14 protein-coding genes are annotated in these 13,749 nt (G+C 51.1%); 4 read left to right on the top strand and 10 right to left on the bottom strand.

The genetic code is table 11. The features are described 5' to 3' along the window. Window positions 1–29: 29 nt before the first annotated feature. The 5 genes from KTT_RS00605 to KTT_RS00585 all read right to left on the bottom strand — a co-directional run bounded on the left by KTT_RS00605 (window position 30) and on the right by KTT_RS00585 (window position 5,633). The gene (locus KTT_RS00605) at window positions 30–1,361 is read right to left on the bottom strand and encodes an adenylosuccinate synthase (protein WP_126594140.1); all 1,332 of its coding nucleotides are present in this window, start codon (window positions 1,359–1,361) and stop codon (window positions 30–32) included. 96 nt (window positions 1,362–1,457) lie between these two features. Next, window positions 1,458–2,951, bottom strand: a complete 1,494-nt coding sequence (locus tag KTT_RS00600; protein WP_160145550.1) for a spermidine synthase — start codon at window positions 2,949–2,951, stop codon at window positions 1,458–1,460. Between the two features lie 51 nt (window positions 2,952–3,002). Continuing rightward, window positions 3,003–3,977 carry a hypothetical protein gene (locus KTT_RS00595; RefSeq protein ID WP_126594138.1) on the bottom strand — a complete coding sequence of 325 codons (975 nt, stop codon included), beginning with the start codon at window positions 3,975–3,977 and terminating at the stop codon, window positions 3,003–3,005. Between the two features lie 259 nt (window positions 3,978–4,236). After that, entirely contained in the window at window positions 4,237–4,722 is a 486-nt protein-coding gene (locus tag KTT_RS00590) for a M67 family metallopeptidase (protein ID WP_126594137.1), read from the bottom strand. Between the two features lie 224 nt (window positions 4,723–4,946). Continuing rightward, entirely contained in the window at window positions 4,947–5,633 is a 687-nt protein-coding gene (locus KTT_RS00585) for an HAD family hydrolase (RefSeq protein ID WP_126594136.1), read from the bottom strand. 287 nt (window positions 5,634–5,920) lie between these two features. Here KTT_RS00585 and KTT_RS00580 point away from each other — a divergent pair, with 287 nt between their 5' ends. Then, a complete protein-coding gene (locus KTT_RS00580) occupies window positions 5,921–6,190 on the top strand; it encodes a hypothetical protein (protein WP_126594135.1) in 270 nt (89 codons plus the stop codon). A 27-nt stretch (window positions 6,191–6,217) separates the two neighbouring features. On the opposite strand, the gene pdxR is transcribed toward KTT_RS00580, so the two are convergent. Next, entirely contained in the window at window positions 6,218–7,753 is a 1,536-nt protein-coding gene (gene pdxR, locus KTT_RS00575; protein ID WP_126594134.1) for a MocR-like pyridoxine biosynthesis transcription factor PdxR, read from the bottom strand. Window positions 7,754–7,919: 166 nt separating this feature from the next. Between pdxR and KTT_RS00570 the strand changes: the two genes are divergently transcribed. Further along, complete coding sequence (locus KTT_RS00570) at window positions 7,920–8,924, top strand: SIS domain-containing protein (protein WP_126594133.1); 1,005 nt, start codon at window positions 7,920–7,922, stop codon at window positions 8,922–8,924. Between the two features lie 145 nt (window positions 8,925–9,069). Here the strand turns inward: KTT_RS00570 and KTT_RS00565 are convergent, their stop codons facing one another. From KTT_RS00565 to KTT_RS00555, 4 genes are read right to left on the bottom strand one after another with little or no spacing between them, the layout of a single operon-like run. After that, on the bottom strand, window positions 9,070–9,660 hold the full coding sequence (locus KTT_RS00565) for a DMT family transporter (protein WP_160145549.1): 591 nt from the start codon (window positions 9,658–9,660) through the stop codon (window positions 9,070–9,072). A gap of 33 nt (window positions 9,661–9,693) precedes the next feature. After that, window positions 9,694–10,179 carry a transposase gene (locus KTT_RS36915; protein ID WP_307720655.1) on the bottom strand — a complete coding sequence of 162 codons (486 nt, stop codon included), beginning with the start codon at window positions 10,177–10,179 and terminating at the stop codon, window positions 9,694–9,696. Window positions 10,180–10,199: 20 nt separating this feature from the next. Continuing rightward, window positions 10,200–10,706 (bottom strand): winged helix-turn-helix domain-containing protein, encoded by a 507-nt coding sequence (locus tag KTT_RS36910; RefSeq protein ID WP_235845550.1) that lies wholly within the window; start codon window positions 10,704–10,706, stop codon window positions 10,200–10,202. 40 nt (window positions 10,707–10,746) lie between these two features. Then, the gene (locus KTT_RS00555; protein ID WP_126594131.1) at window positions 10,747–11,079 is read right to left on the bottom strand and encodes an EamA family transporter; all 333 of its coding nucleotides are present in this window, start codon (window positions 11,077–11,079) and stop codon (window positions 10,747–10,749) included. Window positions 11,080–11,450: 371 nt separating this feature from the next. Here KTT_RS00555 and KTT_RS00550 point away from each other — a divergent pair, with 371 nt between their 5' ends. Both KTT_RS00550 and KTT_RS00545 read left to right on the top strand, forming a co-directional pair. Next, window positions 11,451–12,824: a cystathionine beta-synthase gene (locus KTT_RS00550; protein ID WP_126599317.1), complete on the top strand. Its 1,374-nt coding sequence runs from the start codon at window positions 11,451–11,453 to the stop codon at window positions 12,822–12,824. Window positions 12,825–13,150: 326 nt separating this feature from the next. Beyond that, complete coding sequence (locus tag KTT_RS00545) at window positions 13,151–13,570, top strand: archease (RefSeq protein WP_126594130.1); 420 nt, start codon at window positions 13,151–13,153, stop codon at window positions 13,568–13,570. The last annotated feature ends 179 nt before the right edge of the window (window positions 13,571–13,749 follow it).

The raw sequence follows: 13,749 nt of genomic DNA, 5'->3' as shown, positions 1-13,749 counted from the left end.
GGCGCCGATTATGCGCACAAGATACATGCCTATTTAAACGCATTGCGTGGATAATGATTATCATAGGTAGGTTCGGCCAGAATATCCTGGATCTGAATGGTCTGGCCGCGCTGTGGGCTCAATGAAACCATGACGATCGGGGTCTCCAGCACCTCCTCTAGCCGCTTCAAGTAGTTCTTGGCCGCGGCGGGCAGTTCATCGTATGTGCTGATGCCGCTGGTATTGCTTTGCCAGCCCTCGACCTCTTCGTAGATTGGCTCGCATGCAGCCAGATCGTTGGGAGCGGCGGGGAGGCTATGGATGGTCTGTCCCCGCAGACTATAGGCGGTACAGATTTTGATAGTGGGGAGCGTATCCAGCACATCCAGTTTGGTGATGACAGCGGCATCCAGGCCATTGATCTGAGCGATGAAGCGTCCCGCCACGCCATCAAACCAGCCACAGCGACGCTCACGGCCATTATGGATCTTATATTCGTGACCGCGTTCGCGTAGCACATCAGCGGTGGCGGCATCGAAGATCTCGGTGGGCATCGGACCGCTGCCGATGCGGGTCGTATAAGCTTTATAGATACCCACCACGCGATCGATGCAGCGGGGGGGCAGTCCCGCCCCTACGGCCGCATTAGCCGCCATGGTAGAAGAAGAGGTAACGTAAGGATAGGTGCCGAAATCGATATCCAGCAGAGCGCCTTGCGCACCTTCTAAGAGGATCGTCTTATGTTCTGATAATGCATCTAGCAGCATTTTTTGTGTATCAGCCACGTGTGAGTAGAGCTGTTGGCCATATTTAAAATACTCGCCGTGGATTTCTTCCAATGAAAGGGCTGGCTGTCCATAAATCTGGGTGATCATGCGATTCTTCTGTTGCAGAATCATCGACAATTTCGCGCGAAAGGCATCGACATCGAGCAATTCCGCCATTCTGATCCCTGTGCGTGCGTGCTTATCCACATAGGCGGGAGCGATACCACGTGGTGTTCCCTCTAACTTCTCTCCTATGCGTGATTCTTCCTCCAGACGATCCAACACAAAATGATATGGCATAACGACGTGCGCCCGTTCACTGATATAGAGTCGCGAAACGTCTATGCCCTGTGCCTGTAACAACGCCAACTCATCGAGCAGAGCTTTAGGATCGACAACGACTCCATTGCCAATGATGCAAGTAGTATTAGGGAAAAGAATACCCGAAGGGACGAGATGAAAGGAAAACTCACCTCCATCATGCACCACACGATGGCCGGCATTGTTGCCACCTTGATAACGCACCACATAATCGGCCCGCATCGACAGCTCATCAACAACCTTGCCTTTGCCCTCATCTCCCCATTGCGCACCAATAACTGCTACTACCGCCATGATCGTATATCCTCTCAGCTTTCTATGTTCATCTATTCAGGCCTGATAGAGAACCCTTATCCCATTACAACAAATTTACTTTGCTGCTGTCAATATTCAGGGCTGCAAAATATAGTTGAGCAACAACTGATCTGTAATCTGTTCAATTGGTGCTTTGTCATCAGTAAAGACGATGCCTCCGTCTGTGCGACCACGTGTAGCTACAGGTAGAACTTCACTGGCGAGTTGCCCCAGGGTTGTATCGACTGGGAACTGAGAAAGATTCGAATGGAACGTTTCAAGTGAGGTTGGTTGCATAGTAGCCATAATCTCAGTATTGATGGTACCCGGCACATTGAACACATAGACATTGGGAAAAACCGTACTTAACGTATTGACAAAGGCCTGTACCAGACGATAGTCATGCGCGGTATGTCCAGTATTCAGTGCGACCACGCCCGTTGGTGAAAGATGCTCGCGAACCTGGGTAAAGAACTCACGCGTTGTAAATTGGAAAGGAATATATGGTTGTTGGAACGCATCAATAGCCACGACATCGTAGGTCTGGTGGGATGAAGCCAGGAATGTTCGTCCATCCTGGGTATATACATGAAGGTTGGGTTCATTCATATTGAAGTAGCGGCGTCCCACATTGACAATAGCGGGATCAATCTCGGCGCCATCAATCTGCACCCGTGGGTAGACCTGAGAAAACTGGCGTGCTACCGTACCGCCAGCGAGGCCGATAATGCCCACGCGTTTCAACTGATCAGGCTTAAATCCCCGATTAAAATAAGGCGCTGCCAGGAAGTAGTCCCAGTACCAGCCAGTCAACTGGGTGGGGTTATTGGGGTTATACACCGAGTGAATCGCTTCTCCCTCATTCAGAATGAGTTGACGTGTGCCATCGGGAGTTTGCGTTACCTGAATGTAGTTATAGAAAGATTCCTGTTCATAGATCAGATCGGGGATCTCTTTCAAAGGGCCCAGTGGCACTGCCAGGGCCGCGATCAACAGGATAATCACCGCTGGCACAGGCAGGAGCGATGTGGCGCGTCGCCAGCGGGGAAAGATGCCCCATAGCGAGGCCGCGAAGAGAACAACGCCAAAAATAAGCAGTGTGCGCCGTACGCCGAAGGTAGGAATCAGCCAGAGCACCGGTAAAAAGGCGCCCAGAATACTACCAACGGTAGAAATAGCATAGAGTGAGCCACTGATCCGGCCACTCTTTTTCACATCACTTGTAATCAAGCGGATCGCAAACGGCGAAACGAGTCCAAGCAAAATAACTGGAATAGCAAACAGTAACATTGTGCCAACCAGCGAGCCAAGAAAAATGCCGACGGAAACTTGTTCGAGCCCAGTGACAGACCAGGTGAGAATGCTTTGACATACGAAGGGAATAATGATAATGGAGAGAGCCGCGGTCGCCGTAATCACACACAGCACCTGTGTATGAGGATAGCGATCGGCAATGCGTCCACCCAAAAAGTAACCCACCATCAGGTAAAGCAGAATCAGACCGATGAGATTGCCCCAGATAAAGAGTGAGGTACCAAAATAGGCCCCCAGGAGACGTGATGCGCACATCTCAAGAGCTAAACTTGTCATGCCACTTACGAACACCAGTCCGCTCAGAAAGTATTTCAACATTTCCTCCGATTATGGTGTCCCGGTTTGTGTAAATTGGAACTTACCAATCATGATATTGTAATACGCCGTACTTACTTGTGCAAATTGAGCATCTGGCGCCTGAAATTCCAGCACAAAGGTTTTTCCTTGATGAACAGTTGCACAGATAGTAACATGTTCTTTGGTTTGATTATTCATATACGCAATAGCTGTGGTTGACCAGGTTTCGCCTCCAATCGTTGCCGTCTGACCGGTGGGTGGCTGGGGGGCCTCATAGCCGGGCTTACTGGCGTATACTGCTTGAATCTCGGTCGCCAATAGTTGATCCGCGGTCCCTGTCGGATTATCCAGACGCTTAAAGACAGCGACCTGATCCGGTTGTTGCAGATTGACAAATTGGAAACCAGTAACGCCAGAAAGCGCGCTGGCCTGCCATCCGACAGGGAACTGATCTATAAAGCCATCTGGAGCACAATCACTACCACACCATGTAAAACCGGCCTCTGGAACCGTTGTTGGGACAACTAGCGGTGTCGCTGTCGCGGACATTACAGCAGTGGTAGTAGTAGGCATAGCCACCGTAGTCTTATACGTATGAAGTGGCTCCTGTGTTGCTTTTTGTTGATTACCCTGGCTGGTCACATACATGGTAGAAAGGCCAATGGCCCCTATAAATACCAGTACCAGGCAAATACATGCGACCAGGATGGTTGAATGAGAAGGTCCCCGGCGTAGTCTGGCCATAGAAGGCGGACCACCGGATTGAGCGTTATACGGTTGGTGCTGGAATGCTTCATAGTTGGGATCCGGTGGATAAGGGTTACGCTGATGAGGCAGCTGCTGGCTGTTTCGGCGAGGAAGGTTGATCGCTTCCGTTTCACCTTGATGAAACTCGCTGGAAACACCAGGTGTCACATAGGTTGGATCAAATGCTGGTGTGTTTCCGCAATCCCTACAGACCTCTCCTGCGGATTGTAGCTCATTGCCACAGCCTGAACATTTCATTCGCTCTATTGTGCAGCTACCCCTGCCATAAGACAAGGGATCGATGCACGCCTCCTTCTATGTGCTTTAGCGCATTGTATTTCTCGTCAAGGACCGTCTGTGACGTGAACTATTATCCTTACCCCTTACGGGGATAAAGGATGCTGCAATGAAGATAGGAGCGAGTCCATCTCGTACACACCGCCTCGGAAATCGATTATAACGCATTTACAGAAGTGTGGCTAGATGTATGACCAACTTTTTATGCGCCTGATACGTATTAAGACGATTGAATGACGATAGGGATAATTTTTAATCCAGTGCACTCAAAATGATGGTAGGCGATCATAGAAGAAGGGGTAATTTCTCCATGCATGGTGTGAAGGGAAGCCGCATCGAAAGGGCCTCTGATAATAATCCAGGCCCATGGGATCTGCTGGTCCTGATTGACGCGTTGCATATTCTCGCAATCGGTAGCGCTGGCTCTGGGAAAGCCGGTTGGATGACTGTGATAAACGCCAATGACCTGACCCGGGGATAGAAGCTCGATCTGCAGCAGTTCATCTGGCGCAAACTCAAAATACACGGGTGAAGCTGCCGTATTTCGCAGAGGATAGGCCTGATCGACATGCCAGTTCCCATGAGCATCAATAGAGCCTAGCAGTACACCGCAGGCTTCTATGTCCGGGCGCTGTGAAATATCCTCAAACAAGGTAGAAAGAGTTTCTTTCTTAAGTGAGAGATACGGGGCGGGATATTGATTCATACATACTCCTTGAAAGGATTCCCAATTGGTGTCCAAAAAAATAAAGGATGCGCCTGGCTTATGATGTATGTTTTTAGCTACTATAGCATAGCTGGCAAGATGTATGGTTGTACAGATATCTGGGTACAAATATAGGAGGAGCAGGGATAAAGGCAGTTGATGAGCTATCGAACTGGCTTATCCCTGATATGGTAGTCTGCTATAGTATCGTAGATACAATCGTACTAGCGAGAGCCCTGCTTCTGATGCCAGAACTGTTCCGCCGGTATGTTCTTGAGGTCAGCGATATGCTCTACCGCGATATCTGGAACAAAGCCATCTGGAAACGCTTCTTTTGCATATTTGCCCTGCTTTACAAATACCGTAGTAGTCTGATCATGCATAAGATGCTGAACGTCAACCAGTATCCTGGGTTTATCATCAATAATGGCATAATGATCCGCAGGATAGCGTTTCGTGATCTCATCGATGTGTTCCTGTTTATGGACAAATAGCATGACACGACCATTAACTGCGTCAGCGAGCGCGCTATTAAAAATTTTCTCAGCCTGGTAATTTAAATCTCCATCAGAGACAATGACGACGGTACCAATAGTATTTAAATACTGCAATGTTTCAAAGACGCCAGGGAATACCGCCTGTTGGAAAGGATAATTCTCAAACATTGAGACCACATGCTGATAGGTTTGCGCGTCTAACTCGTCTTGAGAAGTTTTTTCGCGGAAGCGCCGCAGGGTCAGAGGAATATCGACCACGCCCCGTTCTTTGCGCACTTCTTCATAGAGGTTCCAATAATGCTCCGTCAGGGCTGGCCCCAACTCTGATAGCAGAAACTGATTCTGCTCCTCTTTAACCCTATCATTATCAAGTAAGGTATTATCGACATCGATCCAGAATACAAGTGTTGACATAGTGCTCTCTTTCTTCATCTATCGCAAATAGCGTCAACCAGTTGATACACAGGTTAAACACAGAGATCGATCAGTATTGATCGCTTCTGTAGGTCTGTATACGCTTAATGATACGTTACTTTTTTTCATTTTGTTTCGATTTTTGAGGACAGTTCAGAAATTATCATTGATAGCAATTGGTTGTCTACAAGGAGACTATGCTGATAGGGTGGGAGAGGTTGTATACTACAGGGTGGCCTGTCAGCGTGCGCAATCAGGTTTAGCAAATAATGTTTAAGAGGAGCAAAATGAAGGTTATTTTTAGGAGTAAAGATTTTGCCAGCGTTGAGGGGTCTGGATTTGGTTTTAATAATCGCCGTCCGATGGCTAATGCGTGGCAATATCAGGGCAGGGTGCAGCATCGTCAATGGACGGGTACGTATGAATGCGAATGGGAGCAGAATGCAAATAAAGCCAGGCAGCCTGAACTCATATGGGTGGTTAAAGGAGACGCACGTCTCTTTGGCCTGGCTGCAGGCCTCAAATCAAAGGGATTTATTGTTGAGGTAGAGCCATAGCGGTCTTATCTTGTTTCTCATTCGTTTCTATGTGTTTTCTTGAATGTATGAGGGTGATAGCGACCTCAGCGTAAGGGCAAGTCTATGGATGCCCTGATGGATCTCTTGTTGGTTGTAGGCAGCGTAGCCGAGCAGGAGGGCATTGAATGGAGGATGCTGAATGTAGTATTTTGAGATAGGCGTAACGGAAACTTCATTGTCTGCTGCTCGTTGCGCTACCATAGTATCCTGAAGATAGGATGGCAGGTGGGCGAGTAGATTCATACCAGCCGAGGCCGCTTTGACGGAGAGTATATCCCCCAGTTCTTTTAGAATAGTGTCAAGCAGGATGCCCTGGCGCTCCTCATAGAGAGAGCGCATGCGGCGCAGATGACGAGCAAAGTGTTCCTGTGCCATGAAATCGGTCAGCACCATCTGATCCAGCATATGGGCGTGGCGATCGGCGGCGGCGCGAGCCGCCCTGAAGGCATCGATGAGTTCAGGCGGAGAGACCAGGTAGCCAAGGCGCAGAGCTGGAAAGAGAACCTTGCTAAACGTCCCGATGTAAATGACGCGGCCCCCCTGGTCGAGTCCCTGCAAAGACGCCAGGGGATGGCCCGTGTAGCGATATTCACTATCATAATCATCTTCGAGAATCCAACGCGCGGTCTGCGAGGCCCAGTGCAATAAGGCCAGGCGGCGCGCCAGACTCATTACCGCCCCAACAGGAAATTGGTGCGAAGGGGTTACATAAGCCATGCGTGCCCGGGGGCTGCTGGCGATTCCCTGTGCCACGTTCAGCCCCTCATCATCAATGGGGACCGATACCAGTCGCGCCCCTCCACTTAGCAAGGCTCCCCTTGCTCCCATATAGCAAGGATCTTCAATCCATACCTCATCCCCAGGATCAATCAAAAGCTGCACCGCCAGATGCAGGGCTTGCTGCGAACCAGCCATAATGATGATCTGCTCTTCAGTGCAGTGGACTCCACGCGCCGCCTGCAGATACCTGGCAATCTCCTGTCGTAATGGACGATAGCCGGCGGGATCGCTATAGCCAAAGCTGGCGGGCTCGATATGCTTCCATCTGCGGGTCGCCAACTGAGACCAGAGCTTAAATGGAAATTCGTGTAATGCAGGTATGCCGTGACGAAATGCCTGGTGTTGTATTACCTGATCCCATTTTTGAACTGGAGCCACGGCCGAGGACGCGATCGTCTTTCCACGCTGCGAAAGAGGGTTGGATGGAGGGGAGACTTCTTCTATATCATCGCTATGCGCCTGTGGGGCCGGTAAGCGGAGCAACTCATCCGGCAGAGCCTGCGCCACATAGGTACCACTGCCGGCTTTGCCGTAGATATATCCCTCGGCCAGCAATTGATCAAAGGCCTGTATCACCGTTGTACGCGAGATACCTAGCGTCTGAGCCAGTGTGCGCGTGGATGGCAACTTTGTTCCCGCTGCTAAGGTTCCCTTCAGTATTGCCTGTCGCATCGTCTCATACAATTGTCGATAGAGTGCAACCCCAGATGCTGGATCAAGCATCGGTGAGAGTAACGAAGCTCTTAATATATTATTGTCCATCAATTTGCGCTCCATCTTTCTATAGGCCTGAAGTGGTATGGTTATTATAAGAGAAACTGGTTCTGTTCACAAGTCCACTTTTGCTCTATCATAAGTCCACCTGCATTTGCAGGTGGTGGCATTTTTTAACGCGAGTCATTCTAACAGGAGAAGGAGCAAGTATTGCATGGAATTTGCGCTTGATAAACAGATTGTCTCCCAGCCTGATGCGATTCGTTCATTGATGGAACATATCAGTGTGCCCGTTCTTGATAGTGAGCGACCATTTATCTTTTCTGGCATCGGCACCTCCTGGCACGCCTGCCGCGTGGCGGCATACTGGTTGTATGAACTCAGCGCCGGGCGTATCCGTGCCAGCGTTCTCAACTCTCATGACCTGGCGCTTTCTGCGCCTATTTCAAGCCAGGATCAGGTAATCGTCGTCAGTCATCGTGGTACCAAGCGTTTCCCACGCCAGGCATTGACACGCGCGCGTCAGGCAGGTGCGCTGACGATCGCTATCACCAGCAGCGACGCACCTGCTCAGGATGCTGACCATACCATCCACACCTGTCCCGGAGAGCTAGCGGGGACGCATACGGTTTCATATACAACCGCCCTGACCGCGCTGGCGCACCTGGCTGCCAGTGTTACAGAAGAGGCGGGACGCCACTTCCTCTCAACCATCCAGGGTGTTCCCGATGCCATAGAACGTACGCTGGAGCAGTCAGCCCCGAGCACCATTGCTGAGAAGCTGGTGAGTCGAGAACCGATCATGCTGGCGGGAATGGGTATAGACGCCATTACAGCGGCCGAGGCGGCCCTCAAGATCAAAGAGGGGACCTACCAGTGGGCCGAAGGTTTTGAGACGGAAAATGCCTTGCATGGTCCACCAGCGGCCATCCGACCGGGCATGGGTGCAGTTGTTATCATGCCGGACTGGGAAGACGGTGAGCGCAGCCATCTGTTGCTGGACAGTCTGAGAGAGCTGGGCGCGGAAGTCTATAGCTGTGGAACTCAACAGGCAGATCTGCTCTTTAGCGCCGTTGAACGCCTGGTGCGGCCCCTGGTTTCTATCGTTCCCTTGCAGCGTTTAACCGCTGAGATTGCTCGCATCAAGCACAGCAATCCAGATGAGATTCACCGTGACATAGAGCCCTGGACGACTGTGATGGGGAATATCATATTATAAGGCAGAAATTTCCTGTTTTATAGCCCCATACGCCCTGACAACGTCGATCGTAAGGGCATATGGAGCTATGATTATAGCCGCTCAGATTTGTGGAAGATGGTTTGTAGTTGGGCAGTATTTATATACGCCGGATGATACTCTACCTTTATGGATGTTCTGGGGCTGTACGCCAGGGCCATTTGACCTCTGTAAGCAGGGTACCGCTAAGGATGAGGAAGCAGCCGAGGAGGGCACGTGGTCCAAGTGTAGTGCCATGCCAGAGGTAGTCTGCCAGAGCCGCAAAGACCGGTTCGGTCGCGAAGATCAAGGCGACTCTGCTGGGGGTTGTATATTGTTGAATGTGGGTTTGCGCCAGGAATGCCAGTGCGGTCGCGAAGACAGAGGTCACGATCAGCGCTACAATTACCGGAGGTTGTAGCAGGATAGAGTGCTGAAAAATTGCTTGCCAGGGTTCAAAGATAAGGGCCGCCACAGTGCTGAGTACAGCTACCGTTGCCAGTTGAATCAGCGTCAGCATAGGAGCCGGGGCGCGCCCCGAATATTTTCCTGTATAAACGACCTGTAATCCGAAGGCGATGGCACATAAAAACGCCAGCAGGTCTCCTGGATTGATGGTACTGATATTGACAAAGGCCAATAAATAAAGCCCGATGGTTGCGACTCCCACGCCAACCAGTGTCAGAAGTGGAGGGCGTGAACGTAAGATGAGCCATGCCAGTAGTGGAACCAGGGCCACCGACAAGCCTGTTATTGATCTCAGCATAAAAAGCTAAAGTGAGTAGCCAGCATGAACGAAACAGTGACGCAAGGTCTGCTTGCGATGCCGAAGGCGGGCAAGAGCCAGCAGCAAGGCATAACTCAGCTCGGTGGAATCCTTGCAACACACATTCTTAAGTTCACGACGTTTGAGCAAATTCCACACCCCTTCCTGCGGATTGAACTCAGGCGCATAGGCAGGCAAGCGTTCCAGGTGAAGGCGAGCTGCGCCTCCCTGCGCCAAGAAGTCTTTGACCGCTTGGCAGCGATGGATGCTCGATCCATCCCAGATCACCAGCAACTTCCCGGGAATCTGGCGAAGCAGGTGCTTGAGAAAACCAACCACATCCTCTCCTTTGTAGGAATGAGATTGCGTCTGCATAAAGAGACGTCCCTGCGGGGTAATCGCCCCAATCGCCGAGACATGATCGCGTGTCAGCGGCACTCGCAACACTGGTGTCTGGCCCACCGGAGCATACGTGCGCACCGCCATCGGCAGCAGGTAAAAGCCCGACTCGTCTACAAAGACGATCTGCCGCTGTTCCTGCTCGGCTTTTTTTTAAGCGCGGGCCACCGTTCGTCTGTCCAGGCGTTGATCGCCTCTTCATTGCGTTGGCTGGCGTGTTCCTCCGGTTTTTGGACACTCTGCTTGAGGCTCCGCAGGAGGCGACTGCAATGGGCGGGATGATAGCTGACCCCAAAGTGCTGCCTGATAAGCACTGCCACGCGGGCTGTGGTCCATACCTGGCCGCGGAACCCATAGTGCTCGGCCCCTTTGGCCAGCAGATCGGGCAACTGGGCTCGCTGTTCTTCGGTCAGTTTGGGCTGGGGACCTGGTGGCGGTTGTTGTCGCAAGGACTCCGAGCCCTCTTTCCTGGCTCGGCTCATCCACTGACTCACCGCTCCTTCGGTTACTCCAAGGGCTACGGCGATGTCTTTTTGTCTCCAGCCCTGCGTATACAGCTGCCAAGCGCGCAGTCGTCGCCATTCACGCCAATCGTTGGGATGTTGTTCTTTCTTGCTCATACCTCCTTTTATCGGTTTGAGTATGGACGACTTTAGAACCTTATGCTGAGGTCAATAAGAAGCCTGATTTGCCAGAGGTTGTATAGAGCAAGCTGAAGGTCTGCAGGCTATAGCCGAGAAAGAGAAAAAAGCCCAGCACGCCTCCACTGATCAGAATGCGCCAGCGTGAAATCGCCACTGGTGTCGCGGACTCGCGCGTTTTTCTGGCCAGAAATGGAAGCAGAAACAGAGCAGCCCAGCTAAAGCGTATAGCCACAAACGAAAACGGAGGAAGCGTCGCGATCGCATCCTGCACCAGCACAAACGTCAGGCCCCAGATAGCAGCAATGAGCAACAGTGAACCATCAGAAAGCCATCTTTTTTTTTGCACCATAGATTATCCTTTTGAGCAGAAACATAGCTGTAGATAGATATCAATAAGAATATAGATGCTTATCATAGAAGAAATGAATCTCCCTGACAAGCAACAGGCTGAATTCTTATAGCCATAGAATCATTACAGACGAAGGAGCGCCCATGTGCTATACTATGGGCTAGATTATACACTCATATAGATTAGACCTGGTGGGTAGATACGATATTTCTCAGGCAGAGAGATTAAGAGCGTCCTTGGCACTGGAGCCTGTCGAAGGACCGCACGGGACCAGAGCGCCTGGTTTGTGCGGTTCGTTTTGTGCTCATCAGGAATTAACCTCAAAGAGGCAAAAATACGTGAAAGAAACAACAGAACCTGCGATGGGAGAGATGCATTACTTCCCAACGGTACTCGACACAATCGGGAATACTCCCCTCGTACGCCTCAATCGGATTGCCAGCGACGTTGCACCGCTCGTCCTTGTTAAAATGGAGATGATGAATCCAGGCGGCAGTGTAAAGGATCGCATTGGTCCCAATCTGATCGAGTACTGCGAACAACAGGGGTTATTACGACCCGGTGGTACGATCGTTGAGCCTACAAGTGGTAATACAGGGCATGGCCTGGCAATCGCGGCCGCGATTAAAGGCTACCACTGTATTTTTGTCATGACGGACAAGGCCAGTGAAGAGAAGCGTAGTTTGTTGCGCGCCTATGGAGCGGAGGTGGTGATCTGTCCGAGCAGTGCAACCCACGAATCGCCCGATTACTACAAAAACGTCGCGCACCGGCTTGCCGAAGAGATTCCAGGCGCCTGTTGTCCTGACCAATATTCCAATCCAGCCAATCCTGCTACCCATTATAAGTCGACCGGACCCGAGATCTGGCGCGATACGGCGGGCAAGGTGACTGCGTTTGTAGCAGGTATCGGTACCGGCGGCACGATTTCTGGCACGGGTCGTTATTTAAAAGAGGTCAATCCCAATATCAAGATCATTGGCGCTGACCCCGCGGGATCGGTATATTCAGGTGATACTCCCAAGCCTTATAAGGTTGAGGGTATTGGTATGGATATGTTCCCGCGCAACTATGATCCCACACTGGTAGACGAGGTGATCCGAGTTGACGATCGTACCTCGTTCCACTGGGCGCAGCGCCTGGCACGCGAAGAGGGTATCCTGACCGGTGGTTCCGCCGGAACGGCGCTGGCCGCCGGCATGGTTTATGCCAAACGCCTGACCGCCAACGATGTAGTCGTGATCCTGCTGCCCGACACTGGTCGTGGCTATCTCAGTAAACAGTTCAACGAGACCTGGATGCGCGAGAACGATCTGATGGTGCAGGCTGAAAGTGAGCAGCCCACATTATCCGACGTGTTGAGCTACCGCCGCACGCATAGCCGTAGCATGCCGCTTGTCGTCAGCGTCGCCCCCAACGATTCGGTTGCCGATGCTGTGGAACTGTTGCGCCGCTATGGTATCAGCCAGACACCCGTGATGCAGGATGGTCGCATGATCGGCAGCCTGACCGAAGATCTGTTACTGCGCCGCCTGGCCAGTGGAGAGCCACTGGACAGTAGCGCGGTAGGCGAAATTCAAGGGGACGCCTTCCCGACCCTTGGAGCCAATACACCAACTAAAGACGCTTACCCGGTGTTTAGCGATTGCACATCAGCGGTCGCCGTTATGCATGGAGATGTGCTTGCAGGCATTGTCACCAAGAGCGATCTGCTCGAGTTCTGGGCGCACCAGATTCATCCTTAAAAAACATACACCACAAAGACGGAGAAAAGCTGGAGCGACCGACCAGAGTAACTACATTCGTTACTCTGGTCGGTCGCTCCAGCTTTTTTAAAGGATGAGCAGTGTTAGCCATGATACCATCAATTTTAGCGAAAAGGTTATGAGCGGCACAAATTGGTCCTTCGTTGTATTGACAAATAACAAATAATTGATTACTATGAAATGGAGATATGAATACTTCACGAAAGGAAAAGGAGGGTACGTATGCAAACATATCATTCTGGATATCAAAGCAGCACGTGTGAAAGACCGCGTAACGCGCGTAGTACCCTGGCAGCACGATAGTAATGCGAAAGCCTTATGAAGTATTCGAACACACCGCCGATATTGGTATACACGCCTTTGGAGATACCATTGAAGAGCTTTTTTGCCATGCCGCGCAAGGCATGGAAAGTTTGATGGTTGTGCCCGAGCAGGTACGTGTTATGACCAGTCGCCAGATCAGCGTTGAAGGGCATGATCCCGTCTCTCTTCTTATCGCCTGGCTCAACGAACTGATTTTCTTATTCGATACTGAATATCTTCTCTTTCGCCACTTCGAGATAGAGGCCATCACAGAGACGCAGGTGAAGGGCCGGGCTGGTGGAGAGCCCTACGATGCTCAGCGCCACGACTTGAGCAGCGCCATCAAAGCCGTGACCTGGCACGAAGCCTCCATTATGCATACCGACGAGGGCTACCGGGCCCGCATCATCTTCGATCTCTAAGATCGGGGCGTCACACACTTCTTTTTTTATGCTGCCAGAGCGAATCTTTTTTTTATCGGGTCCTGCATCCCAGGAGCATATTCCGTGTTGTGGCATGCTTGTCTCATCACGACTTTATCATGTCCCGGGGTAATCTTGTGCCCAAAAGTGGGATATTCAAATTTTTATCTACCTGTGAA

Source organism: Dictyobacter aurantiacus (assembly GCF_003967515.1).
GTDB classification, from domain to species: Bacteria; Chloroflexota; Ktedonobacteria; order Ktedonobacterales; family Ktedonobacteraceae; genus Dictyobacter; species Dictyobacter aurantiacus.
The sequence above is the reverse complement of the archived record's forward strand: the minus strand, read 5'-3'. Positions and strand labels throughout refer to the sequence as shown.